Below are 15,618 nucleotides of genomic sequence, written 5' to 3'. Positions count from 1 at the left end.
CGAAATGTGACGCGCCGCGGCTTTGAAAAGCCAAAATCGGTTCCTACCTCATCCTCAGGCGGCCATGTCCGCACGAAAGACACAAGGAAGACAGCTATGTCACCGGAAGAACGCCAATTGCTGGCCGGCCTCTTCGACAGGATCCGCACCGCCGCCGCGACACCGCGCGACCGCGAAGCGGAGGCCTTCATCGATCAGGGCGTGCGCGAGCAGCCCTATACGACCTATTATCTGGCGCAGGCCGTCATCGTTCAGGAAAAGGGTCTTGAAGCGGCCGCCAACCACATCAAGGAACTGGAAGAGCGCATCCGCCAGCTCGAGGCCGGCGAAAGCCAACATCACCAGGCCGAACAGGGTGGCGGTTTTTTGAGTTCGATCTTCGGCACCGGCCAGGCGCAGCAACCGGCACCGACCTCGGATCCCTGGGGCAATGCGCCGCGTCAGACCATCCATCAGGATCGCGGTTACGACGATCCCGTCCGCCCGATGCGGCAGCAGCCGAGCGGCCCGTGGGACCCGCAACCCGGCGCGCCTTCTGCTGGCGGCAGCTTCCTTCGCGGCGCGCTCGGCACCGCCGCCGGCGTGGCGGGCGGCATGCTGCTTGCCAATTCGCTGAGCGGCATCTTCGGCACTCATATGTCGTCGCTCGGCTGGGGCTCGCCCTTTTCCGGCAGCAACCCTTCCGGCAATGCCGGCGCCCCCGCCGAGGAGACCGTCATCAACAACTACTATGGCGATCAGAACCCTCAGGTTGCCGATGACAACAATAACAATGACATCCGGCAGGCCGACTACAGCAGCGACGACAACAATGATGACGACGTCGCTGACGATCAGTCTGGCGACGACAGTTTCGATGTCTGATCGATCGGCCTAAGCGTCAGCCGCGGCCGCGATAGGTCGCGACACCCTGGTCGGGCAGCCACACGCCTTCGGGCGGCTTGCCTGTCTGCCAGAAGACGTCGATCGGAATGCCGCCGCGCGGATACCAATAGGCGCCGATCCGTAGCCACTTCGGATTGAGCAGTTCGACGATCCGCTTGGCGATATAGATCGAGCAATCCTCATGGAAGGCGCCGTGGTTGCGGAAGGAATGCAGGAAGAGCTTCAGCGACTTCGACTCCACCAGCCATTCGTTCGGAATGTAATCGATAACGATATGGGCGAAATCCGGCTGGCCGGTCATCGGGCAGAGCGAGGTGAATTCAGGCGCGGTGAAGCGCACCACGTAGTCGGTGCCCACGTGGTTCGACGGCACCTTCTCCAGCACCGCCTCTTCCGGCGACTTGGCTGTTTCGGTCTCTTTTCCCAGCATCGACAGGCTGGAAACATCGGTTTTCGGCATTAGACGTCCTTTACGACTTTGACGCGGATTCCATGGGCCCTTTCACCCTCGGGCTCGACGTGAATGGCAATGCTGGCGCCCGGATGCACCGCGCGGATGGCATCTTCAAGGCAGTCGCAGATATCGTGCGCCTGCCTTACCGGCATTGTGGCCGGAACCACAAGATGAAAATCGACGAAGGTGACAGACCCCGCCCGGCGGGTCTTCAGGTCGTGAACGCCGATCGAGCCCGCCGCATGCGTGGCGATCGCCTGCTTGATCGCCTCCTCTTCCTCCGGTTCCACCGCCTGGTCCATCAGCCCACCGATCGAGTGCGAGATCACCTTCCAGCCCTGATAGAGGATGTTGACGGCGACCAGGATCGCAAGCACCGGATCGAAGATCGGATTGCCGGTCGCGATTGCCAGAAACAGGCCGATCAGCACGCCGACGGAGGTCACGACGTCCGACATGATATGCTGGCCGTCGGCGGAAAGCGCCGCCGAGCGGTGTTTCCGGCCAGTCCGGATCAGCAGTTGCGCCCAGACTGCGTTGATCACGCCCGCCGCGAAATTGATCGCGAGGCCGAGCGCAGGCGCGTCAAGCATGCGCGGCGCCGCCAGATGGCCGATCGCCTCCTTGACGATCAAAAGCGCGGCGACCACGATGAGCGCGCCTTCGGTCACCGCCGAGAGATACTCGGCCTTGTGGTGCCCGAACGGATGGTCGTGATCCGCCGGCTTCTGCGCGTAGCGAATCACGAAATAGGCAATGAAGGCGGCAACGACATTGACGGTCGACTCGAGCCCGTCCGAAAGCAGCGCGACCGAGCCGGTGACCCACCACGCTGCCATCTTCAGTCCCATGACACCGAGCGATAGCGGAATGCTCCAAAGCGCCAGCCGCTGAACCGCGAGATTGCCTTGTCCGTCCATATCGATCACCTGCCGGCCTCAGTGCGGATGCGAATGAATTGCAGCATTTGGCCCATTCAAACGCAAAACCGCCCGCGCGAAAATCGCGCAGGCGGTCAATGTGGGTGATATGGGGGATTATCGGTATTTTGTCAAATTGGTCGGCCGCGGTATCGATTGACGAAAATTGCATAACACGTTATATAACTGTTGATTGATTGCGGAGGTTTCCTATGGTTGACGACGTCGTGCGAACCCTCGGTTTTCTGTGCATGGGCAGTCGTTTCCGCCGCATCGGGGAGCGTCTGCAGGCCGATACCCAGCAGATCATCGAAGAATACGGCATCGCCATACAGGCTGCCCAGTATCCGTTTCTCGCAGCGCTCGATCGCGCCGGCCCTTTGACGATCGGCGAGCTTGCACAGGCGGTCGGCATCACGCAGCCGGGTGTCACGCGGACAGTAAGTCAGTTGCTGGAATTGGGCTTGGTCGACATGCAGGCAGCGCCCGACGACCAGCGACGGCGATTGATCTCGCTTTCCCGGAAGGGACAGGAACTCGTCGACTACTCGAAACAATCGGTGTGGCCGCGGATTTCGGCGGCAGTCGCCGATCTTTGCGGCGATCTGAACGGACCGATCCTCGCGCAGCTGGCCGCCATCGAGGACGGTCTTGCCGAAGCTGCCCTTGCCCGCCGCGCCGCGAACGAGGAAACGACATGAGACATATTCTCGACCGCCCGATCTGGAGCGCGCTCGACACCGCGCATGCGAGCCTCGCCGAAGGCAACGAGCGAGCCCGGCGATACCCGCCGTCCATCGTTCCTTTCGCAGCCTCGGCGGATGATACGCCGGAAAGTCTCGAGGCATTGGAAAACCTCCCGGAAGCCGACGAAACGATGCTGCTTGTCGAAGCCGGTCCGATCGCCGTTCCACGAGGGTTGGCTGCTGTTTCCGAGGCTTTAGCCGTCCAGATGATCGCCGAACGGCCGCATGAGAGGATCACGGATTCACGTATACAGCCGCTGAGCGAGGTCGACGCCGCGGAGATGCTGGCGCTTGCGACCTTGACCAAGCCCGGTCCATTCACGCGGCGGGCGCAGAGCCTCGGCACCTTCTGGGGGATCAAGGCTGAAGGCAGGCTCATCGCCATGGCCGGCCAGCGGCTGCGGCAGACCGGCTTTGCGGAACTGAGCGGGCTTTGCACGCATCCGCAATTCCAGCGGCGCGGGCTTGGAACGTTGCTCTTTCTTTTTGTCGCCGGCGAGATCGCCGCCCGGGGCGAAACGGCGTATCTGCATGCCTATGCGAACAATACGCCGGCAATTGGCCTCTATAGGTCGCTCGGCTTCAGGCTGCGGTCCGACATGAACCTGCGCGTCGTCAAACGCCGAGCATAAACGGCCGATCCACGGCAGCGAACCTGCCGAAGTGCGGGCGTCCGCTCAAGCCGCCTTCGTCTTCGCCCTGCGCGCCAGATGCGCCACTACGTTCTCGATCATCCGCATGCCCGCGTCGCCGCCGAGCGTCATGATTGATTCCGGGTGGAACTGGACGGCGGCGATCGGCTCCTTCGCATGCTCGATGCCCATGATCGTGCCGTCCTCACTTTCTGCCGTGATGATAAAATCGCGCGGCAGGGTCGAGGGATCGGCGAAGATCGAGTGATAGCGGCCGACCGTCACCTCTCTGGCGAGGCCCGAAAAGACAATGCCTGGCTCCAGCACCCGGATGCGCGACGGCTTGCCGTGCATCGGCAGCGCCAGATGGCGCAACTCGCCACCATAGGCTTCGGCAAGCGCCTGTAGGCCGAGGCAGACGCCGAAGATCGGCAGGTTACGGGCGCGCGCCCTTTTGATCGTCGCCTTGCAATCGAAATCCTTCGGATTGCCAGGTCCGGGCGACAAGACGACGAGGTCCGGGTTCAGCCGGTCAAAAATCTCCTCCGGCACCGGCGTGCGCACGGTCGAAACCGTCGCTCCGGTCTGGCGGAAGTAATTGGCCAGGGTGTGGACGAAGCTGTCTTCATGGTCGATCAAGAGGATGTTGACGCCCTTGCCGACGGCGGCAACGTCGCGCTGGATCTTGCCGGCGTTGCCGGCCTTGGCATCGCGGATGGCAGAAAGCATAGCGGAGGCCTTGAGTTCGGTTTCGGCTTCTTCTTCGTGCGGGTCGGAATCGTTGAGAAGGGTCGCCCCTGCCCTGACTTCGGCGATGCCGTCCTTGATGCGCACGGTGCGCAGCGTCAGCCCGGTGTTCATGTCACCGTTGAAGCCGACCATGCCGATCGCCCCACCATACCACGCGCGCGGGCTCTTCTCATGGCTTTCGATGAAGCGCATGGCCCAGAGCTTCGGCGCACCGGTGACGGTGACGGCCCAGGCATGCGACAGGAAGCCGTCGAAAGCATCCATGTCATCACGCAACCGCCCCTCGATATGGTCGACAGTGTGGATGAGGCGCGAATACATCTCGATCTGCCGGCGGCCGATGACCTTGACCGAACCCGGCTCGCAGACGCGGCTTTTGTCGTTGCGGTCGACGTCCGAGCACATCGTCAGCTCGGATTCGTCCTTCTTGGAGTTGAGCAGCTTCAGTATCTGTTCGCTGTCGGCGATCGGATCGTCACCGCGCTTGATCGTGCCGGAGATCGGGCAGGTCTCGATGCGGCGGCCCGAAACGCGCACGAACATTTCCGGCGAGGCGCCGACCAGATATTCCTGGTTTCCGAGGTTGATGAAAAAGGAATAGGGCGACGGATTGATCGCCTTCAACCGCTTGGAAATATCCGAAGGCCTGCTGTCGCAGCGCTCCATGAATTTCTGCCCCGGCACGACCTCGAAGAGATCGCCCTTGCGGAAGCTTTCCTTCGCCTTGACGACGAGTTCGGCATATTCGCCCGGCCGATGATCGCTCTTCGGCGGAATGGCGTCCGTCTGCTTGAAGGGCTCGGGCGCGATCTCGCCCTTCCTGCCCTCGGTCGTCAGGCCGTCTTTGGCGAAATCATAGCGATCGATCCAGGCCTTGGCGGAGTAATTGTCGACGACAAGGATCTCGTCCGGCAGGTAGAGCACCATGTCGCGCTGATCAGAAGGGCGCGTGAGCTTCAGGTTGATCGCATCGAACTGGAAGGCGAGATCGTAGCCGAAGGCGCCATATAGGCCAAGGCTGGCGTCCGCCTGCGAATAGAAGAGGTCGGTGACGGCGCGCAGAACGGTGAAGACCGTCGGCATCTTCGAGCGTTCTTCTTCGGTGAAAACGCGATCGGGCATCTTCACCTTGAGATCGAGGCGGCGCGCGGTGGCAGCACCAAGCTCCAGCTCGGCAACGGTCTTCAGCCGCTCCGTCACGAAGGCGAGCAGCACTTCGCCACGCTCGTTATAGGCTTCGATCCAGACGTCGCGCCCGAAAGAGGAGAAGCCGAGCGGCGGATCGACGACGGCCGTATCCCAGCGTGTGTAACGCCCCGGATATTCGTAGTTGGAGGAAAAGACCGCGCCGCGACGCTCATCGAGCTTGTCGACATAGGAGACCACGGCATCAGCATAGGGGATTGCCCTGCGCTGCCGGGTAACTGTAACGCCGCCCCTCGTCTCGTAGATTTCCGCACCATCGTCCCGAAGGATCGTTACCATTGTTCCACTCCGTTATCGGGGCCCGGACGAGAGGCGGCCTTAAAAACAAAAAAGCCGCCTCGAAGTCTCGGGCGGCTCACTCGTCGTCTTTGAACACGATTGGTCGAGGCCGCCTCAGCGAGCCCACCACCAAACAGCAATGTTCAACGACGTCTTCATGGGAGGATTGTTAGCGTGAGATTGGGGGAAGCGCAAGAGCGGTTTTAAGCGGGTTCGGGTTCGCTTTTGCCGGCTGGCACCAGTTGAAGCGAACCCGCTAACCCGAACTACCAATCGAGCTGCTTGCTCAAAGTGATCTTGAACGTGCGCCCCTTGGCGTAATCGTTGGAGATATTTTCCCGATAGTATTGATCGAAGAGATTGTTGACGCTGGCCTGGACCTGCCATCCCTGCATCTCACCACTCTGCGGCCTCCAGGAGGCGAAGATATCCACGGTCGTCCAATCAGGGGCCGGCACGACGAGATGGTTGGGCGTGGAACCGGAGGATGCTGCCGTTCCGCGGACGCTGTTCTGCGCCTCGAAGGCATGCGTTACGCGGGTGCCGTATTCGATGTCGCGCTCGGGAAGCCGGCCGCCCAAGGTGAAGGCGATCTTGTGGGCCGGCACGGTCGGCAGCGGCTTGTTGTAGTTCACCCCATCACTGCGGTCCTGGCCCTGCGTGCCGGTATAGGCAAGCTTGGCGAAAGCGTAGTCCGATTCGTACGCCCCTTCGACTTCGACGCCATAGATGCGGGCCTTGCCGACATTGTAGAAATAGGAGGACGCGCCCGTGCCCGTGGTAGCGATGAGGTTCTCCAGGTCATTGTAGAAGGCGGTCGTCTTGAAACTGATGTTGTCGCCCGCCTGGAATATGTCATCCCGTGTTGCTGTAAAGCCGACTTCGTAGTTGTTGGACTTTTCCTTCTTGAGGTCCAGGCTTGTTCCCTTGCTCCAGGTGTAGAGCTCATCCAACGTCGGCAGACGTTCCGTGCGGGCAATCGAACCAAAAACGCCGAATTCGTCGGTGAGCTTGTAATGCGCGGCAAGCTTGGGCGAGAAAGCCTGATCGTTGACGTCGACGGCATTGCTGAAAGCCGCCGTGGAATCGCCGGGCTCTCTCCAGACGAAGTCGCCGCGAACGCCGCCGATGATGGTCAGCCGCTCGTCATAGACGAATTCGTTCTGCACGAAGAGTCCGACCTTGTTGTCGGTGCCCTCGGGATGTGTGGCGATCGCACCGGGCGTCGGGCTGGTCGCAAGCGGCGAATCCGCGGTGCGGTCCTGATGGCTCAGTTGGGAGCCGTAGGTCAGGTAGTTTACCCAGCCATCGCCGGAGAACTCAGACGTATTCTGGAGATTGGCCTGCCATGTCCGGTAGCCGTAATCGGCATCGATGATGTTCGAGAAACCGCCGAGCGTTCCATCGCTCTGGTCAACCGAAGTATCAGAGTATGAGAGACTGGCCTTGAGGTCGAGCCACGGATTGTCGCTGATGGGATTTTCGTAGCTCAGTACCGCGGTATCATCGACTACATGGCGGTCGACAGTACCGAACGCGGCCTGTGTGCCGGTCTGTGCATAGTCCTGGTCGTTAGCACCGCTGTCCCAATGCTGATAGGACAAGCGCAGCGTCTGCTCGTCGCCATCGCCGAAATGGAAAGTCCCTTTGGCAAGACCTGACCACGACTGGAAGTCGGAACCCGACAGGTCGCTGCCGTCTCCCAACTCGAATTGGCTGGACCCACGCTTGTTCAGCATGCCGAGGAATTCGGCGCCTTCGTTGAAGCGATGCGCGAAAATAGACGAGCCGAGGTAGCCGTTGCCGTTTGTTTCGTAGCTGCTCTTGAGCCTGAGAGCGTTGTCATAGCCCTCCTGCAGAAAGTCGGAGGCATCCTTGGTGGTGAAGTTGATGACGCCGCCGAGGGCACCGGCGCCGTAAAGCGTGGAAGAGGCCGGCCCGCGCAGCACCTCCACGGACTTGTAGAGCTCAGGGTCCGAGAAGAACGATCCCATCCGGTACTGTTCGTAGAATTTCTGGGCTCCGTCCACGTTCACCACGATGCGCGAGCCGTCGGCGGAATCCTCGGTGGAGCCGATGCCGCGGATATTGAACGCCTCGCCGAAGACACGGTCGCTGCCGGCAATGGAGACGCCAGGCACATCCTTGAAGATATCGCCGATCGTTTCAGCCTGGAGATCATCGATATCCTTTTGGTCGAGAACGGTAACGGCCTGCGGCGTATCGATGGCGATCTTGCGCTGCCCCGCACCGACGACGATCTTCTTGAGCGGCGTTACGCGATCCGTCTTTTGGGAAGCCGCCTCCTCTTCCTGGCTTTGCGAATATGCCGGGGAGCCCGCGCCCAAGACGAACAGTGCAGTGCAAGCCAAAAGAACGGCGCGCGAATTGCGGATAATCATTAAACCAACCCTCTAGGATGAATAGCTACCGGGCTGGCTGGTCGGTGCGCGTCAGGCGCTCGAGGGGCTGGCTAGGCTTTTCGGATTTTCGGCGGGACCCAACATTCCGCCTTCTTCCTGCCGCATAAAAAACATGAGTATATTTGTCAATATAAACGCCTGATTTATGTTGAATTCAATACTCATGTTTTAACGACGTCCGGAAACGTTGCGAAATTGCAACGAAATCCGCCCTCATGCGTTGCCCCTTTTCCATCGGCAGCCATGGACGGTTGAAGCTTGAAGAACATCGCAATTGCAGCGGCCACCGCAACCCTGATTATCCTCACTGGCGCAAGCCTCCCGGACAAAGGTCCCATCCCGCACAAAAAGCCGCAGATTGCCGGCGAAGCCGAAACACCGGCAGAAACGGCGCCAACCCCCGAACCGAGGCCATCAACCGTTAACGATGCACAGAGCACACCCGCCCCTCAAAATGAGACGCCTTCGGAGGCGGCTAAGCCGCAGGACAAGAAGCCGGAGAAGTTCGGCCCGCCGGCACCCGGCACGTTGGAAGCTCAGAACCTGACCATCGAGGCGGAAAGCGAGGCCGATCACGCGCAATGCGTGAGGCAATTGCAGGCGCTTGGCGCCGTCTTCAAGGATATCCCACGCATCGATGATGGCCACGGCTGCGGCATCGACAAGCCGATCAGTCTTATGGAGGCGCTTCCCGGCATCAAGGTGAAGCCGGAAGCGACATTGCGCTGCCCGGCGGCTCTGGCGCTTGCCCGCTGGATGAAGGAGAGTGTCGTTCCAGCCGCCACCGCCGCCGCGAAGGAACAGGGCCGGATCACGGCGGTCAATCAGGCGTCGTCATACGTCTGTCGCCTGCGCAACGGCGCGGAGATAGGAAAGATTTCCGAACATGCCCGCGGCAATGCCATCGATATCGCGAGCTTCGGTTTCGAAAAGGGCGATCCCGTTGCGGTAAAGCCGCGCCGGGAAGACCCCACCCTCACCGGCGCCTTCCAACGCACAGTCAGCGCCTCCGGCTGCCTCTATTTTTCCACCGTGCTCGACCCCGAAAGCGATAGCGCGCATGAGACGCATTTCCACATGGACGTGCTGCAGCGCAAGGGAGGCTTTCATTATTGCCACTAGTTAGCCTCGCTAATGCTCCAATACCTGGAGCTGGTTGCCGAGCCGATCGCCGCTTCAGTTGTCCGCACGTTTTGTGCACACATACGGCTTCTTGACGCAGGCGATCTTCGGCGTGGAGCATTCGGCCTTGCCGTCGACCATGGCGCAAATCGAACACTGGTCGCTGAACTCCAAGCAGCCAGGGGTGGTCTTGATGAAATCCGCCATGCTCTGTTCCTCGGCAGACGGCGCATCGGCGGCCATGGAACCATTCGCTACAGACAGTGAAAGGACCGCCACTGCGGTGAAAATAAAGTTTCGCAGCAAACTCAAAACAACCCCTCGATATAACCCTGCTCATTTAGGAATATCCGCTCGGCGGATGGCGATTTCGGCAACCCCGGCATTGTCATGATTTCTCCTGTGATGACGACGACGAACCCGGCGCCTGCCGAAAGCCGCACTTCGCGCACCGGCACGATATGGCCCTCGGGCGCGCCGCGAAGGTTCGGATCTGTCGAAAAGGAATACTGCGTCTTCGCCATGCAGACAGGCAGGTTGCCGTAGCCTTGCTCCTCCCAGACGATGAGCTGGTCGCGAACCGCCTTGTCCGCCGTCACCTCGCCGGCGTGATAGATCTTCGATGCAACGATCTCGATCTTTTCGAACAGCGGCACGCCGTCGGCATAAAGCGGCTCGAATCTCGCCTGGCCGGATTCCGCCAGTTCCACCACCTTGTAGGCGAGATCCTCGATGCCAGCCGAGCCTTCCGCCCAGTGGCGGCAGAGGATCGCTTCGGCGCCGTGGCGAGCAACGTAGTCCTGGACGGCCGCGATTTCCTTATCCGTGTCCGAAACGAAATGGTTGATCGCGACCACGACCGGGACGCGGAATTTCCGCACATTCGCGAGATGCCGCCCGAGGTTCGAACAACCCTTGACGAGTGCCGCGACGTTTTCTGCCGCCAGATCCTCCTTCTTCACGCCGCCGTTCATCTTCAGCGCGCGCACCGTGGCAACGATCACCGCCGCATCGGGCTTCAGCCCCGCCTTGCGGCATTTGATATCGAAGAATTTCTCTGCGCCAAGATCGGCCCCGAACCCCGCCTCGGTCACGACATAATCACCGAGCTTCAGCGCCGTCTTCGTCGCAATCACCGAGTTGCAGCCATGGGCGATATTCGCGAACGGCCCGCCATGGACGAAAGCCGGATTGTTCTCCAGCGTCTGGACAAGGTTCGGCTGCATCGCGTCTTTCAGGAGGACCGCCATCGCGCCGTCCGCCTTCAGATCGCGGGCATAGACTGGCGTCTTGTCGCGGCGATAGCCGATGATGATGTTGCCGAGGCGGACTTCCAGATCATTGAGGTCCGTCGCCAGGCAGAGGATCGCCATGACTTCCGAAGCGACGGTGATGTCGAAGCCGTTCTGGCGGGGAAAGCCGTTGGCAACGCCGCCGAGCGAAGACACCATTTCGCGCAGCGCCCGGTCGTTCATGTCCATCACGCGGCGCCAGGTCACGCGGCGCAGGTCGATGTCCAGCTCGTTGCCCCAGTAGATATGGTTGTCGATCATCGCGGCGAGCAGGTTGTGCGCGGCAGTAACCGCGTGGAAATCGCCGGTGAAATGCAGGTTGATGTCTTCCATGGGGATGACCTGCGCATAGCCGCCGCCGGCAGCACCACCCTTGACGCCGAAGCATGGCCCGAGTGACGCTTCGCGGATGCATACGACGGCCTTCTTGCCGATCCGGTTGAGACCGTCGCCGAGGCCGACGGTGGTCGTCGTCTTGCCCTCGCCGGCCGGTGTCGGGTTGATGGCGGTGACGAGAATCAGCCTGCCATCCTTCTTCCCCGCCTGCGCGGCGATGAACTCCGCGCGGACCTTCGCCTTGTCGTGACCATAAGGCGCGAGATGTTCTGCCGGGATGCCGAGCGTCGCGCCGATCTCGAAAATGGGCTTCTTCCTTGCCGCACGCGCAATTTCGATATCGGATTTGATGGCCACGCTGGTCTCCCCGGGAGCTTATGCTTCTCACCCCGGAACATGCCGCGATCCCCGCGCCGGAAACAAGACCCCGAATGCCGCTTTTTCACTGCCTCCACCACAATCGCACGTCACTCAGGGACGCAGCTTTCGAGAGCGTTATTCATTGAAACTTACGTTGTGCAGACGCATTCCCGAGGTAAAAAAAGCAAAGGATCGTGAATCTCGTATCTGCTGCGACGGCACCTGGAACACACCGGACGTCACGGAAAACGGCGTGGCGAGATATCGTTAGGCTCTATAACGCGCCGGCGCCATCAGATGCCGGGGAATGGAACAGAAGTCTTGTCATCACCAGGGCATCGGGACTGACGGCACGTGCTGGGGCAAGGCGCTCGGCGGCGGCACCGGCAAGGGGGACACGGGCGGCTCGCTTGGCATTCCCGATGACATGGCGCTTCTCAACCTTGCGTTGCCGCCCGCTGCCGCCGTGTTGACCGAGATTACCTGTTCGAGCGCCAAGCTGCAGATGTCGGGGGCCGCCGCCCCTTGCCCGCGCGACGTCTTCGATACCTTCGCTGACGCCGTGAAGCATTCAGACGGGGTCATGGAGCGTGCCACATGGTCAAAGGCGGCTTCGATTTTATCCCATCAAGGCACGCGTCGCCGGTACGCAGGCCCACCGGCGATTTCTTTCCGAAGTGATTCTGCCGCTGCGCGGCGTGCGGAAACCCACACTTATGCAGTAGAAGAAGAAGTAACGCCGGCCGGACTGCTACCTGTATAATATTAAACACAACCAGAGAGCGTGCAGTGTGATTAATTTTTAACAGTATGATTTAATCAGCGTATCCCAAGTCGATTAGGGCTAGCGTGACCGCCAATTAGCGTATTTTATAGCTTTAACATGAAGGCAAGGCGGGGCGCATTATGTCTTACATGACTACCTCAGAAAGGCAGTCACTTTTATCGGCAGAATTGGCATCGGCGCGAACGCGCGCTCTTTTTGTCCAGGCCTTGCACAGGATTGCAGACGCTTTTGGGTTTGCCCATTATACGCTGATGAATAAGCCGTCCGCGGAAGACCTGTTTCTCAAACCGCTAGTAATCGAAACCTCGCTGACGGGCACGTATCTCAGAGAATTCGACCGCGCTCATACGTTGCGCGCTTGTCCATTTTCGATAGTGCTCGGAGAAACCGTCGCCCCGCAAAAATGGAATCTCTCTGATCCACCAACGTCTGAGATGTTTCGCTGCGAACTACGCAGCCTGATGCTCCAGCACAAAATGCCGGTCAGCGTCGTTTTGCCGGTCAATGGGGCAGACGGCAAGCGGCTGGTTTTCTGGTTCTCGGGCGACCGCGCAGCGCTCAGCCAGAGCGAGATGAACGAACTCACGGTGATCGTGCTTCACGCCTTCGACGCCTTCAGTGCGGTCAAGCGCAACGAAGACAGCACCTATCATGCGCTTTCCGCACGCGAGCTCGAAGTTGTTCGCTGGACCGCCCAGGGCAAGACCTCGGTGGAAATCGGCCAGATCCTCGCCCTCTCCGACCACACCGTGAACGCCTACATGACGAACGCCATCAAAAAACTTGATTGCGTGAACCGCACACAGTTGGTTGCAAAGGCTATCCGATTGAAGCTCATCACCTGAGAAATCATAAGAGAATCAGCGCAGCGCAGACCTTCGAGCACGAGAGCCTGCCCAAGGTTGGATTTCACTATGCTACAGGGTCGATAACCGGGGCGGCCGCTACAAGATGGCGATATCGATCAGGCGCTTCCGCGGCACCGAGATCGTCGGCGTCACCCACGAATTCGTCGAAGCGGTTCGCATTGCGGAAATCGAAGACAATTCGCCTCGGCCCTGACGATCAGCGGTCGAGGACGGAACGCATCTCCACGAGGTTAGACCGGACCCGGAGGATGTAAAAGCCCATCGTCGCCAGATGGCTCGGCATGATCCAGCCGTCCTCGCGACCATTGGAAATGATCGCCGGCTGGATGCGCAGGGCCGCTTGAAACTGCTTTGTCGTGCCGCTCCAGATGGCGCCAAGATTGCGCTCAGCCACCACCTGCGAAAAGTCCGACTGTGCTGCCGAAAGGATGGCGTAATAGGCGTAGAGCTGCCCGTAGGCGAACCAGAAACGGTCATCAGCGCGCGTGTCGAACCAGCCGCGATTGTGATTTTCCGAGCGCTCCGCCAGCATGTCGGACGTGCCGCCGAGATCGTTGGCAATGCGGTCGATGAACTGGATGAGGTTGTCGGCACGGCCGTCAAAAACAGCGTTGCAGCTGGCAAGGTCGGTATTGAACTTGCGCAGGCTGCCGATGGCCGAACGGTAGTAGCTCGGCGTCGGCGTCTTCGGCCCGAACGGATTGAGCCCGAAATACCAGCTGTATTCGTCGAATTGCAGATTGCCGCGGGCGTTCTGAAGATCGTTGTTGATGCCGGAGGTGCCGCGCACGCGCCCGAGCGTATCGACAAGCTCGGCCGATGTCCGCCTCGCCGCCTGATTGACGCCGCGCTGGAAGGACGCCTTGTTGTCGAGGAACGGCGTGTGATCCCAGTCAATGCCGAAAAGCCCGAGCCGGTAGAGCAGCATGGACGATATCCATGAGTTCTGGTTGACGTTGAAGTCGGTCAGATCGGCAGCGACATCGACGATCGCAGAACGCTGGCAGGTCTTGGCCGCAGGTGCTGCGCCGCCGGCAACAGGCAGTTCCTGGCCGGCCGGGACCTTGCGTTCCGAAAGACGGTACTGGTCGACGAAGGACGGATTGAAATTCGACCAGACCTGCGTCTGCCAGAAGAAGTACGCGTAAAGGACGGCAAGCAGCGCCGCGAGCGCAATGATGGGAATTCGGATCATCCAAGTCCGGCGCTGGTACCAGCCATGAGCGGCAAGGAAAGGCCAGAACGCCCAGGCGGCAAGAAGGCTGAACCAGCGGGCGATCGTGCGGCCGATCAGCCTGAAGAAACCGGCGATCCGGTCGAGCATGCCCTTCTCCTAGCAGAACGTCAGAAATTTCTGCTTTCACATATGTGTTTGCTCGATCGAGCACAACATGAAGGAGAGATTTTTAACGGATCGCGCAGGCCAGGAAGATCAGGGATCGCGATTATTGCCTTTAAGCCGTCATCTAGCGCAGGAAGCGCAGTCTGAACCTCGAAGGCTTTTGCGCCAGGTCGATGATCGGGGCATCGGCCGCGTCGTGGCTTTCGGCAAAAGCCGCGAACCTCCTGGCGAAGGCCGCATCCGCTGCCGCCTTGCGCCGTCCGATTTCCTGGGGAACAAGCATACCTTTTTCGAAGAGCGAGATTGGCCCGGCGATATGCGGAAACAGCTCTTGCGTTATCTTCCGTTTCGAACCCGGAGCGTCGGCATCCACCTGCGCCTGATAGATGATCAGCCGCTCTTCCGTATCGATCGAAAGCTTGCGGGCCAAGGCGTTGCAAAGACCGATCTGGCTGTTCAACCCATCGACAAACGCCTGGAACATTGTAATGAAGCGTTCGCGGCGCTGACTTTCGTGGCGCATCGCCTGCTCTTCTTCGGCGATCTTTTCGGCCTCCACCTTGAGCGCGCGCCGCTCCTCCTCCATTCGCTCCCATTCGGTCTTGCCGCCGTAGAGGCCGATGCGCCCCTGCGTCGTCAGTGCTTTTGCGTTCAGCTCCTTCACGCGCAGCCGCGCAATATCGATGGCATCGACAAGGCGACGGCGCTGCCCGACAATCGTGACAACGCCGCGCTCAGCCGCCTTGTGGCAGGCAAGCGCGAAGTCACGGTGGCTGCCGACCAATCCCGCAATGGTGTTCGATTTCGACAGCAGGTCGAGCAGCCGCTCGATCACGGGGGCCGCGCGCACACGCTGACTGTGGAGGTGCCACATGCGCTGCCTCGAAAACCAGCCGGTCAGCTTCTCGCGCGCGGTCAGGCCGCGGAAGCTGTCCAGATCCGCCGAAACCTCCGCCGTCATGCGGTCGAGGCCGGCCACCATTTCGCCAAGCAGCCCATCGAACTCCACGCGCGCTGTGGCAAAAGCCTGGAACCGATCGCGCTGCGCCAGAAACGCCTCGTCGTCAGATTGTGTTCCGTTGCGCGCAAAATCCTCGATGAAGTCGGCGCTCGCGGTTGCGTCGGCGCGCAGGGTTGAGACAAGCGCATCGGCTGCTTCAAATAGACTGTCGAACGAGGGAGCTTTGCGCACCGGCTTCTCCAGAGAATCTCCGA

14 protein-coding genes are annotated in these 15,618 nt (G+C 60.4%); 6 read left to right on the top strand and 8 right to left on the bottom strand.

Features of this window, described 5'->3' with window-relative positions:
• The first annotated feature begins 96 nt into the window (after nucleotides 1-96).
• The gene (locus A3C3_RS0108470) at nucleotides 97-864 is read left to right on the top strand and encodes a DUF2076 domain-containing protein (RefSeq protein WP_022714174.1); all 768 of its coding nucleotides are present in this window, start codon (nucleotides 97-99) and stop codon (nucleotides 862-864) included.
• A gap of 16 nt (nucleotides 865-880) precedes the next feature.
• On the opposite strand, the gene queF is transcribed toward A3C3_RS0108470, so the two are convergent.
• Both queF and emfA read right to left on the bottom strand, forming a co-directional pair.
• Nucleotides 881-1,345 (bottom strand): preQ(1) synthase, encoded by a 465-nt coding sequence (queF, locus tag A3C3_RS0108465; protein ID WP_022714173.1) that lies wholly within the window; start codon nucleotides 1,343-1,345, stop codon nucleotides 881-883.
• Nucleotides 1,345-2,259, bottom strand: coding sequence for a CDF family cation efflux transporter EmfA (gene emfA / locus A3C3_RS0108460; protein WP_028739497.1), 915 nt, complete (start codon nucleotides 2,257-2,259; stop codon nucleotides 1,345-1,347). The genes queF and emfA overlap by 1 nt, the downstream gene beginning before the upstream one ends.
• A gap of 212 nt (nucleotides 2,260-2,471) precedes the next feature.
• Here emfA and A3C3_RS0108455 point away from each other — a divergent pair, with 212 nt between their 5' ends.
• Together A3C3_RS0108455 and A3C3_RS0108450 are read left to right on the top strand one after the other, a co-directional pair.
• Nucleotides 2,472-2,960 carry a MarR family winged helix-turn-helix transcriptional regulator gene (locus A3C3_RS0108455; protein WP_022714171.1) on the top strand — a complete coding sequence of 163 codons (489 nt, stop codon included), beginning with the start codon at nucleotides 2,472-2,474 and terminating at the stop codon, nucleotides 2,958-2,960.
• Nucleotides 2,957-3,637 carry a GNAT family N-acetyltransferase gene (locus A3C3_RS0108450; RefSeq protein ID WP_022714170.1) on the top strand — a complete coding sequence of 227 codons (681 nt, stop codon included), beginning with the start codon at nucleotides 2,957-2,959 and terminating at the stop codon, nucleotides 3,635-3,637. Before A3C3_RS0108455 ends, A3C3_RS0108450 begins: the two co-directional genes overlap by 4 nt.
• 45 nt (nucleotides 3,638-3,682) lie before the next feature.
• Here the strand turns inward: A3C3_RS0108450 and A3C3_RS0108445 are convergent, their stop codons facing one another.
• Entirely contained in the window at nucleotides 3,683-5,872 is a 2,190-nt protein-coding gene (locus A3C3_RS0108445; RefSeq protein WP_022714169.1) for an anthranilate synthase, read from the bottom strand.
• Between the two features lie 266 nt (nucleotides 5,873-6,138).
• Nucleotides 6,139-8,274, bottom strand: a complete 2,136-nt coding sequence (locus tag A3C3_RS0108440) for a TonB-dependent receptor domain-containing protein (RefSeq protein WP_022714168.1) — start codon at nucleotides 8,272-8,274, stop codon at nucleotides 6,139-6,141.
• 279 nt (nucleotides 8,275-8,553) lie between these two features.
• Between A3C3_RS0108440 and A3C3_RS0108435 the strand changes: the two genes are divergently transcribed.
• The gene (locus A3C3_RS0108435) at nucleotides 8,554-9,417 is read left to right on the top strand and encodes an extensin-like domain-containing protein (protein ID WP_022714167.1); all 864 of its coding nucleotides are present in this window, start codon (nucleotides 8,554-8,556) and stop codon (nucleotides 9,415-9,417) included.
• 54 nt (nucleotides 9,418-9,471) lie between these two features.
• Here A3C3_RS0108435 and A3C3_RS0108430 read toward each other — a convergent pair whose 3' ends face one another.
• Together A3C3_RS0108430 and A3C3_RS0108425 are read right to left on the bottom strand one after the other, a co-directional pair.
• On the bottom strand, nucleotides 9,472-9,660 hold the full coding sequence (locus tag A3C3_RS0108430) for a hypothetical protein (protein ID WP_233450621.1): 189 nt from the start codon (nucleotides 9,658-9,660) through the stop codon (nucleotides 9,472-9,474).
• A gap of 65 nt (nucleotides 9,661-9,725) precedes the next feature.
• Entirely contained in the window at nucleotides 9,726-11,402 is a 1,677-nt protein-coding gene (locus A3C3_RS0108425; RefSeq protein ID WP_022714165.1) for a formate--tetrahydrofolate ligase, read from the bottom strand.
• A gap of 310 nt (nucleotides 11,403-11,712) precedes the next feature.
• On the opposite strand from A3C3_RS0108425, the gene A3C3_RS46835 reads away from it, so the two are divergent.
• Complete coding sequence (locus A3C3_RS46835) at nucleotides 11,713-12,168, top strand: hypothetical protein (RefSeq protein ID WP_022714164.1); 456 nt, start codon at nucleotides 11,713-11,715, stop codon at nucleotides 12,166-12,168.
• Between the two features lie 143 nt (nucleotides 12,169-12,311).
• Nucleotides 12,312-13,037, top strand: a complete 726-nt coding sequence (locus A3C3_RS0108415) for a helix-turn-helix transcriptional regulator (protein ID WP_022714163.1) — start codon at nucleotides 12,312-12,314, stop codon at nucleotides 13,035-13,037.
• Nucleotides 13,038-13,257: 220 nt separating this feature from the next.
• On the opposite strand, the gene A3C3_RS0108405 is transcribed toward A3C3_RS0108415, so the two are convergent.
• On the bottom strand, nucleotides 13,258-14,385 hold the full coding sequence (locus A3C3_RS0108405) for a DUF2333 family protein (protein WP_022714161.1): 1,128 nt from the start codon (nucleotides 14,383-14,385) through the stop codon (nucleotides 13,258-13,260).
• Between the two features lie 142 nt (nucleotides 14,386-14,527).
• Nucleotides 14,528-15,595 (bottom strand): hypothetical protein, encoded by a 1,068-nt coding sequence (locus A3C3_RS0108400; RefSeq protein ID WP_022714160.1) that lies wholly within the window; start codon nucleotides 15,593-15,595, stop codon nucleotides 14,528-14,530.
• Nucleotides 15,596-15,618: the final 23 nt, after the last annotated feature.

The organism is Rhizobium mongolense USDA 1844 (assembly GCF_000419765.1).
Taxonomy (GTDB): Bacteria; Pseudomonadota; Alphaproteobacteria; order Rhizobiales; family Rhizobiaceae; genus Rhizobium; species Rhizobium mongolense.
Note: the sequence above shows the minus strand (reverse complement) of the source record. Positions and strands in the feature narration are given on the sequence as shown.

What these genes read in the sequence shown, in the direction of transcription:
- A3C3_RS0108470 (WP_022714174.1), top strand. Translation starts at nt 97, where the DNA reads ATGTCACCGGAAGAACGCCAATTGCTGGCCGGCCTCTTCGACAGGATC.
- queF (WP_022714173.1), bottom strand. Translation starts at nt 1,345, where the DNA reads ATGCCGAAAACCGATGTTTCCAGCCTGTCGATGCTGGGAAAAGAGACC.
- emfA (WP_028739497.1), bottom strand. Translation starts at nt 2,259, where the DNA reads ATGGACGGACAAGGCAATCTCGCGGTTCAGCGGCTGGCGCTTTGGAGC.
- A3C3_RS0108455 (WP_022714171.1), top strand. Translation starts at nt 2,472, where the DNA reads ATGGTTGACGACGTCGTGCGAACCCTCGGTTTTCTGTGCATGGGCAGT.
- A3C3_RS0108450 (WP_022714170.1), top strand. Translation starts at nt 2,957, where the DNA reads ATGAGACATATTCTCGACCGCCCGATCTGGAGCGCGCTCGACACCGCG.
- A3C3_RS0108445 (WP_022714169.1), bottom strand. Translation starts at nt 5,872, where the DNA reads ATGGTAACGATCCTTCGGGACGATGGTGCGGAAATCTACGAGACGAGG.
- A3C3_RS0108440 (WP_022714168.1), bottom strand. Translation starts at nt 8,274, where the DNA reads ATGATTATCCGCAATTCGCGCGCCGTTCTTTTGGCTTGCACTGCACTG.
- A3C3_RS0108430 (WP_233450621.1), bottom strand. Translation starts at nt 9,660, where the DNA reads ATGGCCGCCGATGCGCCGTCTGCCGAGGAACAGAGCATGGCGGATTTC.
- A3C3_RS46835 (WP_022714164.1), top strand. Translation starts at nt 11,713, where the DNA reads ATGGAACAGAAGTCTTGTCATCACCAGGGCATCGGGACTGACGGCACG.
- A3C3_RS0108415 (WP_022714163.1), top strand. Translation starts at nt 12,312, where the DNA reads ATGTCTTACATGACTACCTCAGAAAGGCAGTCACTTTTATCGGCAGAA.
- A3C3_RS0108405 (WP_022714161.1), bottom strand. Translation starts at nt 14,385, where the DNA reads ATGCTCGACCGGATCGCCGGTTTCTTCAGGCTGATCGGCCGCACGATC.